At 49.6% G+C, this 22,346-nt stretch carries 20 protein-coding genes; 2 read left to right on the top strand and 18 right to left on the bottom strand.

The window, feature by feature from the left end; genetic code table 11:
• Nucleotides 1-1,263: 1,263 nt before the first annotated feature.
• The 9 genes from V3C10_12545 to V3C10_12585 form a co-directional block, all read right to left on the bottom strand.
• Nucleotides 1,264-1,974, bottom strand: a complete 711-nt coding sequence (locus tag V3C10_12545; GenBank protein ID WVP60150.1) for an ABC transporter ATP-binding protein — start codon at nucleotides 1,972-1,974, stop codon at nucleotides 1,264-1,266.
• A gap of 13 nt (nucleotides 1,975-1,987) precedes the next feature.
• Nucleotides 1,988-2,746: an ABC transporter ATP-binding protein gene (locus V3C10_12550; protein ID WVP60151.1), complete on the bottom strand. Its 759-nt coding sequence runs from the start codon at nucleotides 2,744-2,746 to the stop codon at nucleotides 1,988-1,990.
• A 3-nt stretch (nucleotides 2,747-2,749) separates the two neighbouring features.
• Nucleotides 2,750-3,814, bottom strand: coding sequence for a branched-chain amino acid ABC transporter permease (locus V3C10_12555; protein WVP60152.1), 1,065 nt, complete (start codon nucleotides 3,812-3,814; stop codon nucleotides 2,750-2,752).
• A 10-nt stretch (nucleotides 3,815-3,824) separates the two neighbouring features.
• Nucleotides 3,825-4,706, bottom strand: coding sequence for a branched-chain amino acid ABC transporter permease (locus V3C10_12560; GenBank protein ID WVP60153.1), 882 nt, complete (start codon nucleotides 4,704-4,706; stop codon nucleotides 3,825-3,827).
• Between the two features lie 126 nt (nucleotides 4,707-4,832).
• Nucleotides 4,833-6,053 carry an ABC transporter substrate-binding protein gene (locus V3C10_12565; protein ID WVP60154.1) on the bottom strand — a complete coding sequence of 407 codons (1,221 nt, stop codon included), beginning with the start codon at nucleotides 6,051-6,053 and terminating at the stop codon, nucleotides 4,833-4,835.
• A gap of 336 nt (nucleotides 6,054-6,389) precedes the next feature.
• Nucleotides 6,390-7,400 carry an NAD(P)H-dependent glycerol-3-phosphate dehydrogenase gene (locus V3C10_12570; protein WVP60155.1) on the bottom strand — a complete coding sequence of 337 codons (1,011 nt, stop codon included), beginning with the start codon at nucleotides 7,398-7,400 and terminating at the stop codon, nucleotides 6,390-6,392.
• Nucleotides 7,401-7,414: 14 nt separating this feature from the next.
• On the bottom strand, nucleotides 7,415-8,050 hold the full coding sequence (gene plsY, locus V3C10_12575) for a glycerol-3-phosphate 1-O-acyltransferase PlsY (protein WVP60156.1): 636 nt from the start codon (nucleotides 8,048-8,050) through the stop codon (nucleotides 7,415-7,417).
• A 2-nt stretch (nucleotides 8,051-8,052) separates the two neighbouring features.
• Nucleotides 8,053-9,387: a ribosome biogenesis GTPase Der gene (gene der, locus V3C10_12580; GenBank protein ID WVP60157.1), complete on the bottom strand. Its 1,335-nt coding sequence runs from the start codon at nucleotides 9,385-9,387 to the stop codon at nucleotides 8,053-8,055.
• 49 nt (nucleotides 9,388-9,436) lie between these two features.
• Nucleotides 9,437-10,816 (bottom strand): DUF512 domain-containing protein, encoded by a 1,380-nt coding sequence (locus V3C10_12585; protein WVP60158.1) that lies wholly within the window; start codon nucleotides 10,814-10,816, stop codon nucleotides 9,437-9,439.
• A gap of 182 nt (nucleotides 10,817-10,998) precedes the next feature.
• Between V3C10_12585 and V3C10_12590 the strand changes: the two genes are divergently transcribed.
• Nucleotides 10,999-12,213 carry a ribose-phosphate pyrophosphokinase gene (locus V3C10_12590; protein ID WVP60159.1) on the top strand — a complete coding sequence of 405 codons (1,215 nt, stop codon included), beginning with the start codon at nucleotides 10,999-11,001 and terminating at the stop codon, nucleotides 12,211-12,213.
• Nucleotides 12,214-12,397: 184 nt separating this feature from the next.
• Here V3C10_12590 and V3C10_12595 read toward each other — a convergent pair whose 3' ends face one another.
• From V3C10_12595 to V3C10_12610, 4 genes are all read right to left on the bottom strand, one after another.
• Nucleotides 12,398-12,928, bottom strand: a complete 531-nt coding sequence (locus V3C10_12595) for a GNAT family protein (protein ID WVP60160.1) — start codon at nucleotides 12,926-12,928, stop codon at nucleotides 12,398-12,400.
• Between the two features lie 28 nt (nucleotides 12,929-12,956).
• Nucleotides 12,957-15,077, bottom strand: coding sequence for an ATP-dependent DNA helicase RecG (gene recG, locus V3C10_12600; GenBank protein ID WVP60161.1), 2,121 nt, complete (start codon nucleotides 15,075-15,077; stop codon nucleotides 12,957-12,959).
• An 86-nt stretch (nucleotides 15,078-15,163) separates the two neighbouring features.
• A complete protein-coding gene (locus V3C10_12605; protein WVP60162.1) occupies nucleotides 15,164-16,831 on the bottom strand; it encodes a DAK2 domain-containing protein in 1,668 nt (555 codons plus the stop codon).
• A 13-nt stretch (nucleotides 16,832-16,844) separates the two neighbouring features.
• The gene (locus tag V3C10_12610) at nucleotides 16,845-17,201 is read right to left on the bottom strand and encodes an Asp23/Gls24 family envelope stress response protein (GenBank protein ID WVP60163.1); all 357 of its coding nucleotides are present in this window, start codon (nucleotides 17,199-17,201) and stop codon (nucleotides 16,845-16,847) included.
• A 209-nt stretch (nucleotides 17,202-17,410) separates the two neighbouring features.
• On the opposite strand from V3C10_12610, the gene rpmB reads away from it, so the two are divergent.
• Nucleotides 17,411-17,596, top strand: a complete 186-nt coding sequence (gene rpmB, locus V3C10_12615; protein ID WVP60164.1) for a 50S ribosomal protein L28 — start codon at nucleotides 17,411-17,413, stop codon at nucleotides 17,594-17,596.
• Nucleotides 17,597-18,036: 440 nt separating this feature from the next.
• Here the strand turns inward: rpmB and V3C10_12620 are convergent, their stop codons facing one another.
• From V3C10_12620 to V3C10_12640, 5 genes are all read right to left on the bottom strand, one after another.
• Nucleotides 18,037-18,438 carry a GerW family sporulation protein gene (locus tag V3C10_12620; protein ID WVP60165.1) on the bottom strand — a complete coding sequence of 134 codons (402 nt, stop codon included), beginning with the start codon at nucleotides 18,436-18,438 and terminating at the stop codon, nucleotides 18,037-18,039.
• Between the two features lies 1 nt (nucleotide 18,439).
• The gene (locus V3C10_12625) at nucleotides 18,440-19,402 is read right to left on the bottom strand and encodes a DUF2953 domain-containing protein (GenBank protein ID WVP60166.1); all 963 of its coding nucleotides are present in this window, start codon (nucleotides 19,400-19,402) and stop codon (nucleotides 18,440-18,442) included.
• A 5-nt stretch (nucleotides 19,403-19,407) separates the two neighbouring features.
• Nucleotides 19,408-19,731: a hypothetical protein gene (locus V3C10_12630; GenBank protein ID WVP60167.1), complete on the bottom strand. Its 324-nt coding sequence runs from the start codon at nucleotides 19,729-19,731 to the stop codon at nucleotides 19,408-19,410.
• Entirely contained in the window at nucleotides 19,718-21,019 is a 1,302-nt protein-coding gene (locus tag V3C10_12635; protein WVP60168.1) for a hypothetical protein, read from the bottom strand. Before V3C10_12635 ends, V3C10_12630 begins: the two co-directional genes overlap by 14 nt.
• A gap of 71 nt (nucleotides 21,020-21,090) precedes the next feature.
• Nucleotides 21,091-22,344, bottom strand: coding sequence for a competence/damage-inducible protein A (locus V3C10_12640; GenBank protein WVP60169.1), 1,254 nt, complete (start codon nucleotides 22,342-22,344; stop codon nucleotides 21,091-21,093).
• Nucleotides 22,345-22,346: the final 2 nt, after the last annotated feature.

Here is a 22,346-nt window from a genome sequence, read left to right on the forward strand (position 1 = left end):
TCCTTCATACAAACATCCAGCCAAGATATTTATTGCCGTAACTGCTATCAAGAATTGGATCAGGAATCGTTCCACTGTATTCAGCTTTAAAAGACGAATTTCCAGCTCATTAATATCTACAGCCTGCATTGAGTTAATAGACTCTGGCTCGGAATTCTGCATTTTTCCTACAAAATCCCCAAAAAAGAGTAACCTACCAAAAATAAAAACATGAAACAGGAAAATACTTTGTTATATAAATGATACTTAAATGTCAAAACCAGTCCAATCCCCGCCAATAGAACCGAAACTGCAAAATAAATCACCTTTGTTTCTGCACTAATATTTCTATGCCAGGAGGCATTTGTAAAAATAATAGCAATAAATATAATAATTGCTGTTAATACTCTTAATCTAGTTTGTCTGCAATGATCCAATCGTTTTCCCCCTTTTATTCCGCTCTATATGAATCCGAGAAAAAAAACAATATCGATTCCCAAAACGACAAGGCTGAGTCCCCACAGGATCCCCGTCACGGGGTCCTCTACTGCAAGCTGAAACCACTCTTTTGAGGTTCTGATTCTCGGCTTCATCAGAAACTCGACATAATAGATTATTACGCCGCCGGTAAGACATAACAACAAATGCCCTGTCCGGTATATTTCTGACAATCCCAGGAGCGTTGCCAGTCCTTCCCCGAAAATGCATATGTCAGAAAATAATATTGCGGCTGCCTGCCGTCTGCCGATTTCAGCTTGCTCTGTCCTTGTACAGTTCTTCCACTCAGCCCTCATTCCGACTTCTCCCCTATCTGAAAAATAAACGCCAATAGTAACAGTGATAATATCTCTGTTGAAACGAATGTCATAAATAAGCGGTAGTGAACGGCTAAATACTTAAAAGCAATAAAGCTGATACCATATATGACAAAAGCGGATCCTGTAAAAAGTGCTATTTTCTTTACGCCGATCTTATCCCTTTTACAGGGTCTTGCCAGGATGTTCATATATCCAATCAGAAAAACGCACGAAAACAGCCATTTCACAATATAGGAAATCAACGAAACTTACCCACCTAAATTTTACCACATCCCGCAATCCCTTTTCTTTCTTTTTTCTGTCAATTCATTGACATTTATTTTATTAATCTCTCAATACATCAGTTTTCCCTCAATTACAGCATATTTGATACATCAAAAAAAGCTGCTGCAAAAATAGAAAATTATCCCAGATAAATTCTATTCCGCAACAGCTCTTCCCTGTTAAAAAACAACACCAGTCTATCCTACTCGCTTAAATACGCCTTCTTCACCGAATCATCATTCATCAGCTCTTTCGCATCGCCCTTTAAAACAATACTTCCCGTCTCAAGGACATAGGCCTTGTTGGCTATCGAAAGCGCTTTTTTGGCATTCTGTTCCACCAGAAGGACCGTGGTCCCGTCGGCGCTGATCTCCTTGATGATATCGAAAATCTCATTTACATAGATCGGGGAAAGGCCCATCGAAGGCTCATCCATAACAATCAGACGGGGATGTGACATCAGGGCGCGGCCCATGGCCAGCATCTGCTGTTCACCGCCCGAGAGGGTTCCTGCAAGCTGGTTTTTTCTCTCTTCCAGCCTTGGGAAACGTTTATAAATCTTTGCCAGCGTATCCTCTATCTCCTGCTTATCGCTTCGCGTATAAGCACCCATTTTCAGGTTCTGCAGTACGGTGAGCTGGGCAAATACCCTTCTGCCCTCCGGGACGTGGGCAATTCCCATGGGCACCAGCTTATAGCCGGGAACTCTGGTGATGTCCTTTCCCTCGAAGACGATACTGCCCGATTTGGCAGGAATCAGTCCGGTGATTGTGTGAAGGGTGGTCGTTTTTCCGGCTCCGTTGGCTCCAATCAGGGCGATGACATCGCCCTCGTCAACTTCAAAGGAAATCCCCTTCAGCGCCTGTATGACGCCGTAATATACGCTTAAATCTTTTACTTCCAGCATTGCCATAAGACTGTCCTCCTTATTCTCCCAGATATGCCGCAACTACCTGCGGGTTGTTCAGTACATCGCCTGTGGGGCCTTCCGCCAGCATATGGCCGAAGTTTAATACGGTCAGACGCTCGCAGATTCCTGATACAAGCTTCATATCGTGTTCAATCAGAAGGATTGTCATATCGAAATTATCACGGACGAAGCGGATGGTGTTCATCAGTTCCGCCGTCTCATTCGGGTTCATTCCGGCCGCCGGTTCATCCAGGAGAAGGAGCTTCGGCTCCGTCGCAAGGGCCCTTGCTATCTCTAACTTCCTCTGTTTTCCGTAGGGAAGGTTGGATGCCTTATAGCCGAATTCCTGATCCAGATCAAAGACCTTTAAAAGCTCCATTGCCCTCTCATCCATCTTCTTTTCCACTTTATAATAACCGGGAAGGCGGAAGATGCCGGACAGCGTGGAATACGTATTGTGGTTGTGAAGTCCCACCTTAACATTGTCGAGAACGCTCAGTTCCTTAAAAAGACGGATATTCTGGAACGTCCTGGCGATGCCTGCCTTATTGATATCGGCCGTCTTATGGCCTGTTATATTCTTTCCATCCAGTGTAATCTGGCCGCAGTCGGGCTTGTATACGCCGGTCAGCAGGTTGAAAATCGTCGTTTTTCCGGCTCCGTTCGGTCCTATCAGGCCGTAGAGCTGGCCTTTTTCAATTGTTACATTAAAGTCGTCGACCGCCTTCAGGCCGCCGAAGGAGATACTTAAGTTTTTTACTTCCAGCATTGCCATAACCTATGCCTCCTCCTTTGTCTTTGGTTTCCTGATTGAGGCCACGAGCCTCTCGCGCACCTGGATTGCTTTCGGGCTTGCCGTAAGAAGCATCATGGCAATCAGCACAATGGCATAGATCAGCATACGGTAATTATTCAGTCCGCGGAGCATCTCCGGAAGCAGAGTCAGAATAACGGCCGAAATCACGGAGCCGCGGATATTGCCGATGCCGCCCAGCACGACGAATACCAGGATCATGATCGACATATTGTAGCCGAAACTCTTCGGAGTCGCAGCCAGTGTCGCCAGGTTATGGGCATAGAGCACACCCGCCACGCCGGCCAGTGCCGCCGATACGGAGAACGCCAGCAGTTTGTACTTTGTAATATTGATTCCAATGGATTCCGCCGCGATACGGTTATCACGGATCGCCATGATAGCGCGTCCCGTCCTGGAATTGATCATGTTGAGGACGATAAAAAGGGTGATTAACACCAGGATAAAACCGATAGTAAACGTCGCCATCTTGGGTGTGCCTGTAATACCCTGGGCGCCTTTGATAATCACTTCGCCTTCCGGCGCAAGATTCAAAGATGCCACGTCTTTCGTAGAAATATGGAGCCCATTTGCATCCATGCCCACGTAAAGAACGTTGATGACATTCTTTATGATCTCACCGAATGCCAGCGTTACAATCGCCAGATAGTCGCCCTTAAGCCTCAGTACCGGGATGCCGATGAGAATGCCGAATACGGCAGCCACAAGAGCTCCCACAAAAAGGGCTATGATAAATCGGACCTGATTGCTTGGAATGGCGGCCGCCATCGCATGGGTAAAAAAAGCTCCCGAAAATGCACCGACACACATGAAGCCCGCATGGCCGAGGCTGAGCTCTCCCAGAATTCCAACCGTGAGGTTCAGAGATACCGCAAGGATAACATAAGTACAAAGGGGAACCAGAATTCCCTTTAAAAGGCTGTTAATATGGCCTCCGGCCATCAGGGCCTGGATCAGGAGATAGCAGCCAATCACCAGAGCGTAAGTGATGACATTTTGAACCAGAATTTTATTTTTATATGCTTTCATCTGTAATCACCTACACTTTCTCGTTAATTTTCTTGCCAAGGATGCCGGTCGGGCGCACCAGAAGCACGATAATCAGTACCGAGAATACGATAGCGTCGGACAACTGGGAAGAAATATAGGCTTTCGCCAGGTTTTCTATCACGCCGAGCAGGATTCCTCCGATCATGGCTCCGGGAATGGAACCGATACCGCCGAATACGGCGGCCACGAATGCCTTGATACCGGGCATGGAACCCGTATAAGGAGTCAGGGACGGATATGCGGAACAGAGAAGCACGCCTGCAATGGCTGCCAGGGAAGAACCGATGGCAAAGGTAACGGCGATCGTTCCGTTTACATTGATTCCCATCAGGGTTGCCGCTCCCTTATCTTCCGATACGGCCAGCATTGCCTGCCCCATCTTCGTTTTGTTTATGAAAGTGGTCAGAGCCAGCATAATGATGATACAGGTGACGATTGTTACAATCGTTACGCTGGAGATGGACAGCTTTCCGTCTGCCAGCTTAAGCGCCGGAAGAGTTACAACGGAAGTGAACTGTCTGGCATTGGAGCCGAACAGCAGCAGAGCAATATTCTGCAGCAGATAGCTGACGCCGATAGCCGTAATAAGAACTGCCAGTGGGGAAGCTCCCCTGAGAGGCCTGTAAGCGACCTTTTCAATGGTGACGCCCAGAACCGTACATACTACAATTGAAGCCAGAACCCCGACGACCGGAGATCCCCCTGCCGTGCTCACGACCGTAAATACGGTAAAACCGCCGATCATAATGATATCACCATGGGCAAAGTTCAGCATCTTGGCAATGCCGTAAACCATGGTGTAACCAAGGGCAATGATCGCATATACACTTCCAAGGCTGATCCCGTTGATTAAATAAGAAAGAAAACTCATACCGCCTACACCTACCTCTTTGTCTTTTTTCTCACGGCTTTCAAGCGCTGTGGGCTTTTACCGCCGTCAATGTTAAAAAAGAGGGTTGTCATTCAGACAACCCTCTCGAAGGGCTAATTACTATAATTACTGTAATACATATACTCCGTTTTCAATCTTAACAGCCTTAGGAGCTTTGTTCGGCTCGCCTGATGCTGTCCAGGTCATTCCCATACCTGTTAAGCCGTCGATGGAAATCTCAGTCATGGCTGTCTTCATTGCGTCACAGATATCGGATGCGCTCATATCAGGTGTGATGCCTGCCTTCTCAGCGGCCGCTTTGATTGCGTACATACCGTCGTAAGCGCCTGCAGCGAACTGAAGCGGTTCTTCGTTGTAAGCGGTTCTGTATGCTTCAACGAAGTCCTTGCTACTCTCCTCATCTACGGAGAATGGTGTTAACAGCATTAAACCTTCTGCCAGGGATTTATCAAAGTTCTCAACGCTTAAGATACCGTCCATACCGTCACAGCCAAAGAAGATTGGGCTGAATTCTTTGTCGGAAGCCTGCTTTAAGATAACGGATGCCTCCTGGTAGTAGATTGGCAGGAATACCAGCTCTGCGCCGGCTTCTTTCGCCTTGTCAAGCTGTACGGAGAAATCGGTGTTGCTGTCTGCCGTAAATGCCTCGCTGGCAACTACCTCAAGTCCCTGGTTGCCGGCCTCTGCCACGAAGGACTCGCGGATACCGTCGGAATACTCTGTAGAGCTGTCGTAAATAATCGCAACCTTGGTTGCAAGCTTGTGCTCGCCTATGTACTGAGCGGAAGCTTTACCCTGATCCGGATCAGAGAAGCATACGCGGAATGCGTTGTCGCCGGAAATACACTCTACGGCTGAGCCGGACGGTGTAATCTGGAACATGTTGTCAACCTGTGACTCTGCCACTACTGCGATACACGGCTTGGAAGTAACGGTGCCGAGTAACATCTGCATATCCCAGTCTTTTAATGTATTGTAGGCATTGACTGCCTTCTCAGGATCGTGCTCGTCGTCCTGGAAATTGTATTCGATCTGAACACCATTGATTCCGCCGGCCGCATTGATCTCTTTCGCTGCCAGTTCCATACCGTTTTTAACGGCAATTCCGTAAGCGGCTGCCGGTCCTGTCAGAGGTCCGATACCGCCGATCTTAAATACGCTGTCTGCTGAAGCGGCTGGCGCCTGTGATTCGCCCTCGGCCTGTGCCGCCGGTGTTTCTCCTGCTGCTGCCGTTGTGTCGGCAGGTTTGCTGCCTGAACCGCCGCATGCGGTTAAGGATGCTGCCATGGCCACTGCAAGGCCTAAGCTTAATACTTTCTTTTTCATAATGATCTCCTCCAATTTTTCCGCTGGCACCGGTCTTTCGGACAACGATGCTAACTGATTGATTGACGACATTATAAGTTTAAGAATTTAAATTGTCAATATGAAAACCGAACAAAAAAAAGGAAATCGAAAGAAAAACTTCATTTTTCCGTTCAATTCCCTTGAAATCATAACCTGTTGTTATACCAGCCATCTCTTCAGATTATAGAAAGTGGTAAAAACAGGCCGTTTGTCTTCCGCCTACGCACGCTTGGTTACAAGAGGAAGACAAACGGCTTTTTTTCTACAAAAAACATCTTTTTTCATCTTTTCAGAGAAACTTAGAAAAGTTGCTTCTTAAGCTTCCCACGGCAGGCTGCTGCTCTCAATCCGGCCGTCGCGCAGCATCAGATCGCCAACGGCATCTTTTGCCGGTTTGCCGTCGAACAGCACCTGGTTGACCTGCTCCACAATCGGCATATCGATTCCGTAATCTTCAGCCAGCTTTTTACCGGCCTTTGCGGAGTAAACGCCCTCCACCACCATCTGGACTTCCTTCATGGCCTCTTCCATCGTATATCCCTTGCCAATCAGGATACCGGCCCTTCTGTTGCGGCTGTGCATGCTGGCGCACGTTACAATCAGATCGCCGATGCCGGAAAGTCCGCCGAAGGTCTGTTCTTTTCCGCCCATCCTGACGCCCAGACGCGTCAGCTCGGCAATTCCCCTTGTAATCAGGGCTGCTTTTGTATTGTCTCCGTAACCCAGTCCGTCCGCGATGCCGGCCGCCAGGGCGATTACGTTCTTAAGCGCCGCCCCCACTTCGATTCCAAGCATATCGGGGCTTGTATAGACACGGAAGACAGGGCTCATAAAGACCGACTGGATATAGTCGGCCACTTTCTTTCTATGGGCCCCGGCCACACAGGTTGTCGGGATTCCGCGGCTTACCTCCTCCGCATGGCTCGGTCCCGAAAGGACGGCCACCTCGGCCTCGGGAAGCTCCTCCTCGATGACCTGGGACATCGTCTGTAAACTGCTCTCCTCGATTCCCTTGGAGACATTGATGACGATCTGTCCGTAGCGGATGTACTCTTTCATCCTGGCAGCCGTCGCTCTGATGTAGACGGAAGGAACCGCCAGCACGAGAATGTCTTTTTCCGACATGGCTTCTTTCAAATCGGCCGTCAGGATCAGTTCATCCGGCAGCACTACTTCCGGCAGGTTCTTATGTCTCCTGCTCTCCTTCATCTCCGTAATCTCTTCTTCGATGGCAGACCATACCGTAACCTGGCAGCCATTCTTACAAAGCAGCAGGGAGAGGGCTGTTCCCCATGTCCCTGATCCAATCACACCAACTGCAGTCATTTTGTAATCCTCCGCTATTTTTTTGATGCACCCAGTTTATTCTCCGTCCCGGACAGCAGCCGGCCGATATTGGCCCGATGGCGCCATATGGCCATACACATCAAAACGCCGCCCAGTATGTAAAATTCCGGCAGAAGGGCAGCCGCCACATGGTAGCTTCCCATCCGTCCGAAGATAATAAGCTCAGTAAAAAAGGTAACCGACACGAGAATGGATCCTAATGAAACATATCTCGTAACCGCTACCGCAACTGCAAAGACCACAAAGCAGGTCAGGGTAATCCTGAAATCCATAGCCGTCATAATACCGGCCATGGAGGCAATCCCCTTGCCTCCTTTAAAATGCAGGTAAAAAGGGAAATTGTGTCCCAGCGTAACGCCGAGCCCGGCATACAGGGCGAGGAGATCCGTACTGTCCGAAGCAGAAGAAAATAAAGCCCTGACAAGGCACATCGCGATCACCGCTTTGAAAAAATCGCCCAGGAAAACGACGGCCGCCGCCTTCTTTCCCATCACACGCAGCACATTCGTGGAACCGGCATTGCCGCTTCCGTGCTGCCTGATATCGATTTTCTTCATTTTTCCAAATAAATAGCCGGACTGAATCAGGCCGAATGCATAGCCGATTACAACACAAATAAGCCGTTCCATACTTACTGCTCCTTTCCCTTCCTTTCACGGACTAAGAACTTAAGAGAAGTCCCCCTGAATCCAAATGCATCACGGATTCTGTTTTCCAGATATCTGGTGTATGAAAAATGCATCAGTTCTTTATCATTGACAAAGACGACAAAGGTCGGCGGCTTTACCGATACCTGAGTCATATAGTAGAGCTTCAGTCTCTTACCCTTATCGGACGGCGGCTGCTGCAGCGCCACTGCCTCCGTCATAATCTCGTTCAGCACACCCGTCGCGATACGCAGCGTCTGGTTCTCCCTCACCATATCGATCATATCGTAGAGTTTGTTAATGCGCTGTCCGGTGATGGCGGAAATAAAGATGAACTCCGCATAAGGGATAAAGGACAGGGTCATTTTAATCTTGTTGGTATATTCGTAGATCGTCTTATCCGTCTTCTCAATGGCATCCCATTTGTTGACAACGACAATAATGCCTTTTCCCCGTTCGTGGGCGATTCCCGCTATCTTAGCGTCCTGCTCCGTCACGCCCTCCACGGCATCGATGACAACCAGCACCACATCGGCGCGTTCTACCGCCGTTACGGTCCTGATGATACTGTAACGTTCCAGCTCTTCTTTAATCTTATTCTTTCTTCTCAGTCCGGCCGTATCGATAAATACATACTCCGTACCGTTGTGGACGATCTCGGTATCCACCGCATCCCTCGTGGTTCCTGCGATGTCCGATACGATCACACGGTTCTCTCCCAGCAGTTTATTGATTATGGAAGATTTACCCACGTTGGGCTTGCCTACGATGGCGATTCTCGGACGCTCATCCTCCTCTTCCTCACCGGTTCCGTCCTCAAAATGTTTTACAACTTCATCGAGAAGTTCGCCCAGGCCGAGCCTGGATGCTGCCGAGATGGCAACCGGATCCCCGATTCCCAGGTTGTAGAATTCATATACGTCGTTTCCGAACTTGGAAAAACTGTCCACCTTGTTGACCGCCAGAACCACCGGCTTTTTCGACTTGCGGAGCATGTCGGCCACCTTGGAATCCGAGTCGGTCAGTCCCTGCCTTACGTCTACAATAAAAATAATCACATCCGCCGTAGCGATGGCGATCTCCGCCTGCTCACGCATCTGGGACAGGATCACATCTCTCGTGTCCGGCTCAATGCCGCCCGTATCAATCAGGGTAAACGCCTTATCTAACCAGGTACATTCGGCATAGATTCGGTCTCTTGTTACGCCCGGAGTATCTTTTACTATGGAAATCATGTCGCCCGCCAGGACGTTAAACAACGTGGATTTTCCCACATTCGGACGTCCTACCACGGCCACAACCGGTTTCTTCTTATTCATATTACGTTACGCCTCCGTTCAAATATTCTGTGCATCGTTACTCTGCAATTTAGCTCTCTTCTGTCTTATGATTATAGGAAGATAATTCGTATTCCCCATGTTCAGGCGCTTCTTCTTCCACCGGCCCGAGCACTGCATCTACAAAGTCATGTCCGCTTGATTTTACAATATCCACCCGGACTTGTAAAGCATTTTGTACTTCTGTTTTCGTCACGTCGTCCAGAAAAACCTCTTCTCCGCTTCGGAACATGGCGCAGGGCAGCAGAAGGCGCTCTCCCAGTTCCTGCCCCTTCAGCTGTTCGAGCAGATCGGTTCCCGTAATCAGGCCGGCCACCGTGATCTGCTCCCCGAAAAAATGATTGATAATCTTATAGAGGTGCACCTTTCTGCCCGGATAAATCTTCATGATCTGATCCAGATATTCCTTAATATAAGGATAAGCCAGGACGCCGGTAGCCATGGAAAGCTCCTCCGTCCCCCCGTCGTCGCAGGCATCCTTTAACGCCTGCTCAATCTCGGTCGTCAAAAGGCGCACCATACCCACTCCGTTCTCCAGCTGGATATAACCGTCGTACCGCTCTTCCTCCGGCATCGATCGTCCGGCCAGCATATAAAGCTCATCACTGGCATGGATAAAATGGATTCCGTGCTTCTCATAGATAATCTTCTGCCACCGTTCAATGATCTCGAGGGTTTCCTCCGCGTCTTCCTTTGTGAACGGTTCAAGGGGGAACAGTCCCTCCCGGAACTTTGAAAGACCGACCGGAACCACCGAAACGCTTGCCATGCAGGGCGCATAACGGGAGAGGTCGCGGATGGACCGCTCCAGCTCCGCCTTGTCGTTTACATTCTTACAGAGGACGATCTGGCCGTTCATCGGTATCTCAGCCTCATACAGCGTGTCTATCTTTGAAAGCGCTTCGCCGGCAAAGCGGTTGTGAAGCATCAGGCACCGCAGCTCCGGATTCGTCGTCTGGACGGAAATATTGATGGGCGCCAGCCTGTAGCGGATAATCCGGTCAATATCCTTGTCCTTCATGTTCGTCAGGGTAATATAATTGCCCTGGAGGAATGAAAGCCTGGAATCATCATCTTTAAAATAAAGAGTCTCCCTCATCCCCGCGGGCATCTGATCGATAAAACAGAAAATACATTTATTTTTGCAGGAACGGTAATCACTCATCAGACCATTTTCAAAGGTCAGTCCCAGATCCTGGTATTCATTCTCGATATCCAGCTCCCATTCTTCCCCGTTTTTCTTCTTCACAACCAGGGTGACGGCCTCGTTGTCAATCATGTATTCATAGTCAAATATATCCTCTATCTCTTCCCCGTCTATCGTCAACAGCGTGTCACCCGGTTCCAGCTCCAGCTCCTCCGCAATGGAGCCGGGATCGACTTTACTGATTACATGTCCTTTTTTCACCATACTTTACTCTGCCTTTCTATCTCTTCCTTTATCATAACAACATTACAGAATTTTGTAAAGTTTTTGTCTTTTTGTTAAAAATTACTGTTTTTCTATTGACGTTTCTTGTCTGATAATGGTATAAAAACTATATAAAAGTCAGGCAGGGATTATCCTGCCTTATTTATGGAGGAGCACACATCATGTCTAATGACTATGTTTTTAATGACACCCTTCCGGTGGCGCCTTTAAAAATCGCCGCTTTGGAAAGCTGTAAGGATCTGGCCGGGAAAGTGAATGAACACATTCTCAACTTCCGTCACAACGATATTGAAATTCTGAAGAAACGCCAGGAAAACCTTCAATACCGCGGTTATGACGCCGATTCCTATCTTTTAAACTGTTCTTGTCCGCGTTTCGGCAGCGGTGAAGGCAAGGGAGCGATCCATGAATCTGTCCGCGGCACCGATATCTACGCCATGGTGGATGTAACCAACTTCAGCCTCACCTACAAAATGAGCGGTTTTACCAATCATATGTCTCCCGATGATCATTTCCAGGATTTAAAGCGTATCATCGGCGCCACGATTGCAACCGCACACCGTGTTAATGTTATTATGCCCTTTTTATACGAAGGCAGACAGCATAAGAGAACCAGCCGTGAATCATTAGACTGTGCAATGATGCTGGAAGAGCTGGTTCATATGGGCGTCAACAATATCATCACCTTTGATGCACACGACCCGAGGGTTCAGAACGCCATCCCGCTGAACGGCTTCGATAACTTCATGCCTACCTACCAGTTTATCAAGGCTCTCTTCGCCCACGATAAGACCCTTAAGATTGACAAGGAGCATCTGATGGTGATCAGCCCGGACGAGGGCGCCATGAGCCGCGCCGTATATCTGGCCAACAACCTCGGCGTGGATATGGGTATGTTCTACAAACGCCGTGATTACTCCCGCGTCGTGAACGGCCGCAACCCAATCGTGGCCCATGAATTCTTAGGCTCCTCCGTGGAAGGAAAGACCGTCCTCATCATCGACGACATGATTTCCTCCGGCGAAAGCATGCTTGACACCGCAAAGGCGTTAAAAGACAGGAAGGCGGAGCGCGTAGTCGTATGCACCACCTTCGGCCTCTTCACCAACGGCCTTGATAAATTCGATGAATTCTACGCCAAAGAATATATTGACTGCGTCGTGACGACCAACTTAAACTACCGTCCGGAAGAACTTCTGAAACGCGAATGGTATGTGGAAGCCGATATGAGCAAATTTATCGCCGCCATCATCAATGCGCTGAACCACAACGTATCCCTTGAGAATGCGCTGACGCCGACCGCAAAGATCCAGAAGCTGATCCGCAGATATAACGAAAATTCGGATGGTTTCCAGTATTTTAAAACATTAGTTTAGATTTGATATGATAGAAACAATGAAAAGCATGCTTCGCGGACTTTTCATTGCCATACAATAAACAGCCTGAGCCGCCCCATATCACCATGGTAAAGTTCAGGCTGTTTTTAATTAATTACCGTCAAGCCATTTCTCAAATTCAACGATGGGAAGCGGTCTTGAAAAAATATACCCCTGCACCATGTCACACCGGAACTGCCGCCCCGTTAAAGTCCTCCCTGGACGCCGCCATATCCCGGTAATCCCATGTCTCCCCGTTAAAGCAGTCATAGTCCCGGTGAAGCTCTTCATCCTTAAATCCCACCGAGAGATAACACCTGTGGGCCGCCTCGTTAACCGTAAAGACTCCCAGCGTCACCCGCTCCACCCGGAGAATATCGAACGCATACCGGAGGGCCAGGGTAACCATTTCTCTTCCATATCCTTTGCCGCGTTCCATGGGGTTTACCACGATAAATCCCATGTGGGCGCTGTTTCTTGCATAATCCACCCTGCGGAAGGAAAAATGGCCGCAGGCTTTTCCCGTCTCGTCCACGGCCAGGAAGATCCAGGCATTATCGTCCGAAAGGAAGTCCTCCCAGTATTGCTCCAACTGCTCCTTTGTGAGCGGATAAGAAAATCGGTCCGCCCTCCACAGGCGCACGGTCCTCTCATCCTTCAGCCAGTCCATCAGATAACCGGCATCCCCTGGCTTATATGGTCTTAAACGAAGCATTTTCTTCCTCCTTTTCCTGCATTTTCTCCTACAGATTCAGTTTTTCGTAACTTCTTTCCAGATAGAGATCCAGTTTCCGTTTCAGCTCCCTGTTCTCCTCGTGTTCCAGGAACGGATCCCGATCCATCAGCTCCTTTACCTCCTCGGATACGGTTTTCAAAATATCCGCATCGGTAAAGATGTCGGCCAGACGGAATTCCAGATCCCCGCTCTGGCGCACACCGAAAAGATCCCCCGGACCCCTGAGCTTCAAATCCTCGGAGGCAATAAAAAAGCCGTCGTTGGATTTATTAAGGATTTCCAGACGTTTTCTGGCATCCTCCTCGCCGGAGCTGTTTACCATAATGCAATAAGACTGGTCCTTTCCACGGCCTACGCGGCCCCTCAGCTGATGGAGCTGGGCAAGACCGAAACGCTCCGCATTCTCAATCATCATGATGGTTGCATTCGGCACATTGATGCCGACCTCGATGACCGTCGTGGACACCAGGACCTGTATCTCATTGGCGGCAAAACGCTCCATAATTGCATTTTTCTCTTTTGCCTTCATCTTTCCGTGCAGGTATTCCACTCGGATATCCGCAGAAAGATGTTCCCTCAGGGTTTTCGTGTAGTCGATTACGTTTTCTGCCTCCAACATCTCGCTGGCCTCCACCATCGGGCAGATGACATAGGCCTGACGGCCCGCTCTCGCCTCCCTCTCGATAAAACGGTAGGCATTTTCACGGTAATCCTTGCCTACCACGCAGTTTTTAATGGACTGGCGGCCCGCCGGGAGTTCGTCGATGATGGAGATATCCAGATCTCCATAGATGATGATTGCCAGCGTACGGGGAATCGGTGTGGCGCTCATGACCAGGATATGCGGCTCCATGCCCTTGTTTCCCAGCATCTCCCTCTGCCCCACGCCGAACCGGTGCTGTTCATCGGTGATGACAAGTCCCAGCTTATCATAGACGACTTTTTCCTGGATCAGCGCATGGGTTCCGATGATGATATCGGCCTCATGGCAAGCAATTTTTTCATATGCCAGCCTTTTTTCCTTCGCCGTCATGGAACCGGTGAGCAGGATCGGTTTAACAGGCAGTGAGAGGCCCGTAAACAGCTCATTCATCGATTCAAAGTGCTGTCTGGCCAAAACCTCCGTCGGAACCATTAAAGCGCCCTGAAAGCCGTTATACGCGGCCTGAAGAAGAGCCAGAACGGCGATGATCGTCTTACCGGAGCCGACGTCGCCCTGAATCAGGCGGTTCATCACGCGGCCCCCCGACAGATCCGAATAGACCTCGCCAAGGACCTTTTTCTGGGCCCCCGTGAGGGCAAATGGAAGCTTTTCCTCCAGCGCCGCTGCCTCCCCGCCGATCTTAAACGGACAGGGGCTTTGCCTGTCCTCTTTTTTATCCTTCAAAAGCCGTACGGACAGCAGGAACATGAAGAATTCATCAAATACCAGCCTCTTCCTGGAGAAAAGCAGCTCCGTCTCATCCTTGGGAAAATGGATGTGCTCCAGGGCAAAATTATATTCCGCCAGTTCATATTTGCTCCTGAGTCCCGCAGGCAGATAATCGCGCTCCGTATCGCGGGACTCCAGGGCCTCCGCCACGGTCTTTGCAATCGTTTTATTGCCCAGCCCTTTAGTCTGACCGTAAATCGGCTGCATGGAGTGCACGAGGGCCGCATATTTTTCCGGCCGGTAGATTTCCGGCTGCTCCATTGTGAGGCGGCCGCGCTTTTTCACAATCCTGCCACGGAAAATAAAGCGTTCCCCCGCTTTTAAGGTGCCTCTTAAATAGGGCATATTGTACCAGGTGAGGGTCAAAAGCCCGCTGATATCGCGCAGCGTCACCGTCGTCACCTGAAGGTGGCCGTATTTCACTACATCCGCCGTCTTCGTAAGCATTCCGGCCACGGCGGCCATGGTCTCGGGAAGCAGCTCCGATATGGGCTGTGGTTCGCGGAAGGTATCGTAGGCTCTGGGATAATAGTGGAGCAGCTCCTCCACGGTCTCCACGCCCAGTTTACCGAAAAGTTTGGCAGTCTTGTCCCCGATGCCCTTCAGGGAGGTAACCGGCAGTTCCGTAAAACCGGTTTCTTTCTTAACCGGGCCGCTTTCTGTATTTACATCTATTTTAAAATTATCATTTCTCATTGTTTTACCTGCAAAAGAAACAGAGGCGGACCGGAATCGTCAGCCCTGGTCTGCCTCTGTATCATCATTGTACCCGTCCCCCGCCGTTACTCTACTGAAATCATATAGTAATAGATCGGCTGGCCTCCGTTGTGAAGCTCTATCTCACAGCCGGCGAACTCCTCCTGCGCTTTTGCGTACAGGACTCCGGCCTCCTCTTCCTTAATATCCTCGCCGTAGTAGATGGAAATCAGTTCCGACTCTTCGTCAATCATGGCGCGGAGCGTCTGAAGCGCTACCTCTTCCACCTCTTTACCGACCGCCAGCATACCGCTGTCGCCGATTCCCATGATATCGCCCTCGGTGATCTCCATCCCATCGACGGAGGTGTTGCGCACCGCATAAGTAATCTGGCCGCTCTTTACGCGTCCCATCTCCTGAATCATCAGTTCCAGGTTTTCCTCCGGGGAGAGATCCGGCGCAAAATTGATGATGGCCGTGATTCCCTGCGGAACCGTCTTGGAAGGAACAACGACAATCTTCTTATCCTTCACAAGGCTCTTTGCCTGCTCCGCCGCCAGGATGATGTTCTTGTTGTTCGGCAGGATGTAGATAGTGTCGGCATTGACACAGTCAATGGCGTTGAGCATGTCTTCTGTACTCGGGTTCATCGTCTGTCCGCCCTCAATGAGGTAATCGGCGCCGATGCCCTTAAAGATCCCGCTCATGCCTTCTCCGATGGAAACGGCGATAAAGCCATATGTTTTTCTCGGTTCCCTGGCCTTCTCCTCTTCCTTCTGCTCTTTAGCCAGTTTCTCGGCATCCTTGATCAGCCTCTCCTGATGCTCTTCCCTCATATTGTCGATCTTCATTCTTGAGAGGGAACCGTAGGTGAGGGCTTTCTGGATTGCCAGGCCCGGATCGTTGGTGTGGACATGAACCTTCACCATGTCGTCGTCGGACACCACCACGATGGAGTCTCCGATGGATTCGAGATAGCTCTTGAATTCATGTTCCGTCTTCTGGTTGTATGTCTTCTCAAGATTCACAATAAACTCGGTGCAGTAACCGAATTTGATATCGAAATCACCTGCAGCGCTGCCGGTCTGAAGCGGCGCCTGGGGAGCCTTGGCACCCTCGACGGACAAATCGAGCTCCTTGCCCATAAGACCGTCCAGACAGCCCTTTAACACCTGCATCAGGCCCTGGCCGCCGGAATCCACAACGCCTGCCTCCTTAAGGATCGGCAGCATCTCCGGCGTCTGGCTCAGTACATAATCGCCATGTTCTATCACCTTCTGCGCAAATTCGATGATATCCTCCGTCTGCGACACGAGTTCGGAGGCCTTGTCCGCCATTCCCTTGGCAACCGTGAGGATTGTGCCCTCCTTCGGCTTCATGACGGCCTTATATGCCGTCTCGGTCCCCCGGTTGAACGCGTTGGCAAGCGTCGTTGTCGTAATGACGTCCACCGTCTTAATTTCCTTCGTAAATCCGCGGAAAAGCTGGGAAAGAATTACACCTGAGTTACCTCTGGCTCCTCTTAAAGAACCGGATGAAATCGCCTTGGCGAGAGATTCCATGGTCGGCTTTTCAATCGCCGCAACCTCTCTGGCCGCTGAAAGTATCGTCATCGTCATATTCGTTCCCGTATCGCCGTCCGGCACGGGGAATACGTTCAGCTCATTAATCCATTCTTTATTAGCCTCAAGGCCTTTTGCTCCGGCCAGAAATGCCTTTTTCAGCATCTCGGCGTCTATATAGTTCATACCCACGGGTAGTTCCTCCTTAATCTATCACTCTTACGCCTTCAACGAAGATATTGATCTTCTCGACCGTCATGCCTGTAAATTCTTCAACTTTATATTTAACATTCTCTATCAGATTGTCTGCAACAGTCGAAATACTTACACCATAGCTGACAATGACGTGGAAGTCAATGCTGATTTCATTCTCTTTGATGGAAACATTAATACCATGGGTCAGACTGTCCCTCTTAAGCAGCTTTACCAGCCCGTCCTTCATACTTACAGCGGCCATACCGACTATGCCAAAGCATTCCACTGCTGTCGTTCCGGCATACATGGCGATTACTTCAGGGTCGATCTGGATCGAACCTAATTTATTATTAATGCGACCTTTCATATCTCACAGCCTCCATTTCTTACTCAATTACTGAGCTTTTTATGCCGGATGGCATCCGCGTATCCGGCTATTAGTGATTATACATTATTTTCGCAAAAAAAGAAACAAATTTTTAAATTTCACTTGCAAAATTCCATGCTTTCTGCTATTATAAATTTTGTTATGGATTTTTAATAGGAAGTCCAATGTTCGGTTAAGGAGGTGCAATAATGGCTAAATGTGCAATCTGTGAAAAAGCTGCCCACTTCGGTAATGCAGTAAGCCACTCACATAGAAGATCCAACAAAATGTGGAAAGCTAACGTTAAGTCTGTTAAGGTAAAAACTAACGGCGGAGCTCAGAAGATGTATGTATGTACTTCTTGCTTAAGAGCCGGTTTAGTTGAAAGAGCTTAATCGTCATGGAAAGTGTGGCCCCTGGTATCTGCCGGGGGCTGTTTTTTTATACTATATGAAAGTGCTCCTATGATATAAAAAGCCCTCCGGGCAGGGTGCGCACTCGCGCGAAGATGTAATATGCCGCTATGCGGCCGCGCTCGGCGCGAGAGTCCGGCACGCCGGACTCTCACGTTATCTGCAATAAGGAATTCTTTTTATAATCCCCTTTGAGTTGTTCACTTTAACAAAAAAACATATTATATCCGATAATCAGGCACGAGATGGCGGCACAGACCCACAGGAAGTTCTTGGGAAAAATGAGTACCAGCATCATTCCAATGCCAATGGAAAATATTACAAGCCCGCATAGACGCCTCACGGCAGTCTCCTTCCTGAATCATCCGGTTATGAGTAGTATATGCCCGGCCTGGCCGTTTGATGCATCTTAGCGTTTTCCATTATTTTTCGGATAAATCTTCGGCCATCGCCTCCGCTTTCTCCATCGCGTCGTCGGAGATTACGTTGTCCTTGCCGCTTGTGAAACGGTTGACAAAATCGGGCACCATGTCGATAATTTTCGTCACGGCATCCTGGTGCTTGATATTTACAAGCTTTGTAACCCCGTTCTGTATCACGAGGATTGCGCTTGGGCTCATCTTTGCGCTCATACCGCCGGCGCCGTTATTCTTGGACGGCTGGCTGAAAGCGCCTGCCGCCATGCCGCAGGTCACATCTACCAGCGGCAGGATGATCGTATCGTCGATCTTCACCGCTTCTCCCACCACGGTTTTTGTGGTCACAAAATTATCCATTCCTTTAAACAGCGCATCTACCGTAGATGAAAACTGATTATCTGCCATATTACATTCCTCCTCGGTTCAGGAAGCGCTTCAGCTGTTTCCTGAAATTTTTATTTAGCAATACTCTGATTCCTGCCATAAGGAGCGTTCCCGTCCGGATGCGCCCTTTTAACGATACGTTTCCCTCCAGTACCGGTCTGTCAAATACGGGCTCGATTACGAGATTATCGCGGTACAGAGGATAGAGAAGAGCCGCCCAGGTAAGCACCTGTCCGGTTATATACGGCTCATCAGATCCAAAGGTAATATTCCCTTTCAGTTTCACCGGTAAAATGTGGCGTAATACCTTTTTAAGCTGTTTTTTTATCAGCCGGTACGTTTTCCTGTTCTCTTCGTCTTTCAGAAAAGCCGTCACGGTTTCTTTCCAGTCGTCCGCCTTTTTCAGGGCCGCCATGACATTCCTGATAAAAAGCATCACCCTGCGGAAAAAATTCTGAATCCTGGCGGCAATGCGGGAAAAAATAGTTCCCTTACCGTCATCTTTATGCGGGGGCTCAGGAATTTCTTCCTCAGACTGTAAAAACGGATCTCCGGCTGCTTTCTCCGGTTCTTCCACGCCCGGTTTCTCCGGCTCTTTTCCGCCCAGTTCCTGTGCGGAAAGAAGCGGTTCCTCCAGGAAATAACCGGTATAACTGTCCGCTACGTCGTCGATAAACTCTTCGGCGTCTGGAATAAGCTCTTCCTCCAGGGATTCTTCCGCCTCTTTTCCACTCTCCCGGAATACGGGAAAGCCCAGAATCCGGACCAGTATTTTCAGTTCCCCGTAATAGCTCACACGCACCGATAAAAGATGTAGAAACCACGTAAGACGGAACATTCCCTCCGGCTTTCCGTAATAGGATCCCTGCAGCCTGTATCTGAACGGAACAAGCAGGACAGACAGAAGGATCAACAGGAGCAGTCCCAGGACGGCAAGCAGCAGGAATCCCGCTATCTTTAATATTAGCAACAAAATATGGAGCATTCCATTCACCTCTGCCCATTGATAGAAAGAAATTCCTGAATGGAAAACCCGCCTGTTTTCTGGTACATTTCATCTACAATATCGCGCGCCACTTCCAGCGCCTCATAGTAGTCGGCAGCAATTCCGAGAATCAGTAAATCCTCTTTCTTACTGTAATATTCCGAAAGGAGCACGGCGGCGGGATAAATATCCATGATGTTCTGTCCTCCGGATGAGGGGGTGATCACATGGACTCCGGCCTGAAACCGGCCTTTGCGGATATTCTGAATAATCGAAAATCGTTTTTTCTTGGCTTTTTGGCCTACATATAAATGCTTATACCAGTGCATTCCCCTCCACCATTATCTGCTTCAAATTCACCATGCTGGCGTCTTTCTCCGCCGTATCCAGGCACAGCGACAGGCTGTCCCGGATGTACGCCTGGATCTCTTCGAGCGTATTAAACCAGACCGGAATCTCGGCAAGTACCTTTGCCATGACGGCTCTGGAAGTAAATTTCGCCGTGCGTTTCAGGCGTGTCTCCAGTTCTGTAAACAGCCGTTCCAGCGAGGCCTCATAAATCTCGTCCGTCACTTTCACGCCGTCTGCGTTCCTCTCAAGCGGCGCTGCAAAATTTCCGGAAAGAAGCTGGCCGGCCACAAAGATATCTTCGTCACCGGAGCTGTACCGATCCATCTGTTTTACATACTGCTCCCAGTAATACTCCTGTTTTCCCTCCAAAGGGGCGAACATTTCAAAAACCCGTCCGTCATCCTCCGTGAAAAATCCGTCTTTTCCCCTGCTTCTTTGCAGAATCTCCCCCAGGGTCTCCTGTAGAGTGGTCCGGTATGGAGACGGTTCCGCAAAGGCTGCGGCCCGCATCATCACGCACAGATCGTTGATTAGCGGAGGCAGGCAGACAAGCTGCCCTAACAGAAGTGAAAGGTTCCCATAGCTTTCCTCATATCGGCTCTTGAGTTCCGTATATTCTTCTTTTGACAAGCTCAGATAATCACAGTTTTCAAGCTCCAGAGCCATGCTTCTGTACCCGGTAAAAAGTTCCGGATCCTCTCCCGCCTTCTCAAATAAGGGCAACGCGGCAGCGCTCCGTATCCGCCAGATCATGCGGTCGAGATCGCTTTTGTCCCTGCCCTTGTAGGGCCGTAAGCTCTCCTCTATCACACTGTAGAATTTACTCTTTGTAAAGCGGACGGGAAGTTCGCCGATGATTGTCTGGATGCGGTGGTTGACGTCAAGCTGATTCTCTCCGTCCATGACATAATCCATCAGATCGTCTGCCAGGACCTCGGGAGAAATCCGTACCGGATCCGTACCGCACAGCTTCCGCTCCATTCTGTCCAGGGCGTATTCATGGATGCAGAAGCAGTCCAGATAAAGTGTCATCTGATTTAAAAGGCCGAGTACACGTTCTCTCACAGCCACCAGGCCGGGGTACTCATCCCCCCCATCCAGAAAGGCCTCCGTCTTTTCGGTAATCATCTCCGCAAAGCCGTCCAGAAATCCGGTTGCCTCCGCTTTGTCCATATCTTCAAATAAACTGAACAGATTAAGCACAAATCTTGTATAGGAATAATAGTACGCTGCCGAAAGCAGCTTTTTCTTATCAATACTGCCCAATTCTTCTTCCCTTCAGCCTTTCTCCTTCATAATCGGCAATGAAAAGTCCGCGGGGGCGGGCTTTCGTTGTCTTAGTCCTTTTTATACTGGTTCAGGACCGAACGTCTGAGCAGATCCAGGGCCTGGACTACCGTCTGCTCCCTGATCTTCTCCCTGTTTCCGTTAAAATGGAATTCCTCCACTTTGACACTGTCCTTCATGTAGCATGCAATATAGACAAGGCCCACCGGTTTTTCCGGGGTTCCTCCGTCGGGACCGGCCACGCCGGTAACCGCCACACAGATATCGGCATCGGTTGCAAATACACCGCCGGTCGCCATCTCCTTGGCCGTCTGCTCGCTGACCGCCCCGTATTTCCGGAGCGTGGTTTTGCTGACATCGAGGACTTTCCTCTTGGCCTTGTTGGAGTAGGTGATAAAGCCCTGGCGGAATACTTCCGAAGCGCCCGGGACATTGACAAGGCGTCCGGCCAGAAGGCCTCCCGTGCAGGATTCCGCAGTCGTTACGGTCAAATCATACTTGGTGAGCAGGCGCACTACAACGTCCTCCAGCGCCTCTTTCTCATCCGTCGTATAAACGGCTATGCCAAAGCGTTTTTTAATCTCCTTCACAACCGGTTTCAGGATCTTCTTGGCCTCGTCATCCGATTCGGCCCTGGCTGTAACCCGGATATGCACTTCCTTTGTCTTTGCATAGGTGGCGATGGTCGGGTTCGTCTGGTTGTCAATTAAATCGAGGAGCATCTCCTCCACCTTGCTCTCACCGAAACCGCAGATTTTGATCATCTGGGAACGGATTACGCCGGACTGCTTTCCCTGGATATAAGGGCTGACCTGCTTTTCGAACATCGGGTACATCTCCCCCGGAGGTCCCGGAAGCAGAATTGCAATTTTTCCGTCTTTCTCCATGGCAAGGCCCGGAGCCGTTCCGTTCTGGTTTTCAAAGACCACGGCGCCTTCCGGAACGAGAGCCTGTCCCCAGTTGCTGTCGGGCAGCTCACTCTTCATCCTGAGCTTGTACCACTCTTCCAGATGGGCCCTGACGGAACCGTCCTCGACGAGATTAAATCCCATCACCTCCGCACAGACTTCCTTTGTGATATCATCCTCCGTCGGCCCGAGGCCTCCGCTTAAAATAATGACATCCGCCCTGCCAAGCGCGGTTTTTATCACCTCGGTCATGCGTTCCCTGTTGTCTCCGACCGTCGTCTGATAATAGACGGACAGGCCGAGCATCGCACATTTTTCAGAGAGATAACGCGCGTTCGTATTTACAATATTTCCAAGCAGCAGTTCCGTTCCCACGGAAATCAGTTCAACAACCATCT

The sequence above is a fragment of the [Clostridium] symbiosum genome (assembly GCA_036419695.1).
GTDB lineage: Bacteria > Bacillota > Clostridia > Lachnospirales > Lachnospiraceae > Otoolea > Otoolea symbiosa_A.

Bases quoted from the DNA above. Each gene is read 5' to 3' on its own strand.
- V3C10_12545 (WVP60150.1), bottom strand. From the start codon at position 1,974: ATGGCAATGCTGGAAGTAAAAGATTTAAGCGTATATTACGGCGTCATA.
- V3C10_12550 (WVP60151.1), bottom strand. From the start codon at position 2,746: ATGGCAATGCTGGAAGTAAAAAACTTAAGTATCTCCTTCGGCGGCCTG.
- V3C10_12555 (WVP60152.1), bottom strand. From the start codon at position 3,814: ATGAAAGCATATAAAAATAAAATTCTGGTTCAAAATGTCATCACTTAC.
- V3C10_12560 (WVP60153.1), bottom strand. From the start codon at position 4,706: ATGAGTTTTCTTTCTTATTTAATCAACGGGATCAGCCTTGGAAGTGTA.
- V3C10_12565 (WVP60154.1), bottom strand. From the start codon at position 6,053: ATGAAAAAGAAAGTATTAAGCTTAGGCCTTGCAGTGGCCATGGCAGCA.
- V3C10_12570 (WVP60155.1), bottom strand. From the start codon at position 7,400: ATGACTGCAGTTGGTGTGATTGGATCAGGGACATGGGGAACAGCCCTC.
- plsY (WVP60156.1), bottom strand. From the start codon at position 8,050: ATGGAACGGCTTATTTGTGTTGTAATCGGCTATGCATTCGGCCTGATT.
- der (WVP60157.1), bottom strand. From the start codon at position 9,387: ATGAATAAGAAGAAACCGGTTGTGGCCGTGGTAGGACGTCCGAATGTG.
- V3C10_12585 (WVP60158.1), bottom strand. From the start codon at position 10,816: ATGGTGAAAAAAGGACATGTAATCAGTAAAGTCGATCCCGGCTCCATT.
- V3C10_12590 (WVP60159.1), top strand. From the start codon at position 10,999: ATGTCTAATGACTATGTTTTTAATGACACCCTTCCGGTGGCGCCTTTA.
- V3C10_12595 (WVP60160.1), bottom strand. From the start codon at position 12,928: ATGCTTCGTTTAAGACCATATAAGCCAGGGGATGCCGGTTATCTGATG.
- recG (WVP60161.1), bottom strand. From the start codon at position 15,077: ATGAGAAATGATAATTTTAAAATAGATGTAAATACAGAAAGCGGCCCG.
- V3C10_12610 (WVP60163.1), bottom strand. From the start codon at position 17,201: ATGAAAGGTCGCATTAATAATAAATTAGGTTCGATCCAGATCGACCCT.
- rpmB (WVP60164.1), top strand. From the start codon at position 17,411: ATGGCTAAATGTGCAATCTGTGAAAAAGCTGCCCACTTCGGTAATGCA.
- V3C10_12620 (WVP60165.1), bottom strand. From the start codon at position 18,438: ATGGCAGATAATCAGTTTTCATCTACGGTAGATGCGCTGTTTAAAGGA.
- V3C10_12625 (WVP60166.1), bottom strand. From the start codon at position 19,402: ATGCTCCATATTTTGTTGCTAATATTAAAGATAGCGGGATTCCTGCTG.
- V3C10_12630 (WVP60167.1), bottom strand. From the start codon at position 19,731: ATGCACTGGTATAAGCATTTATATGTAGGCCAAAAAGCCAAGAAAAAA.
- V3C10_12640 (WVP60169.1), bottom strand. From the start codon at position 22,344: ATGGTTGTTGAACTGATTTCCGTGGGAACGGAACTGCTGCTTGGAAAT.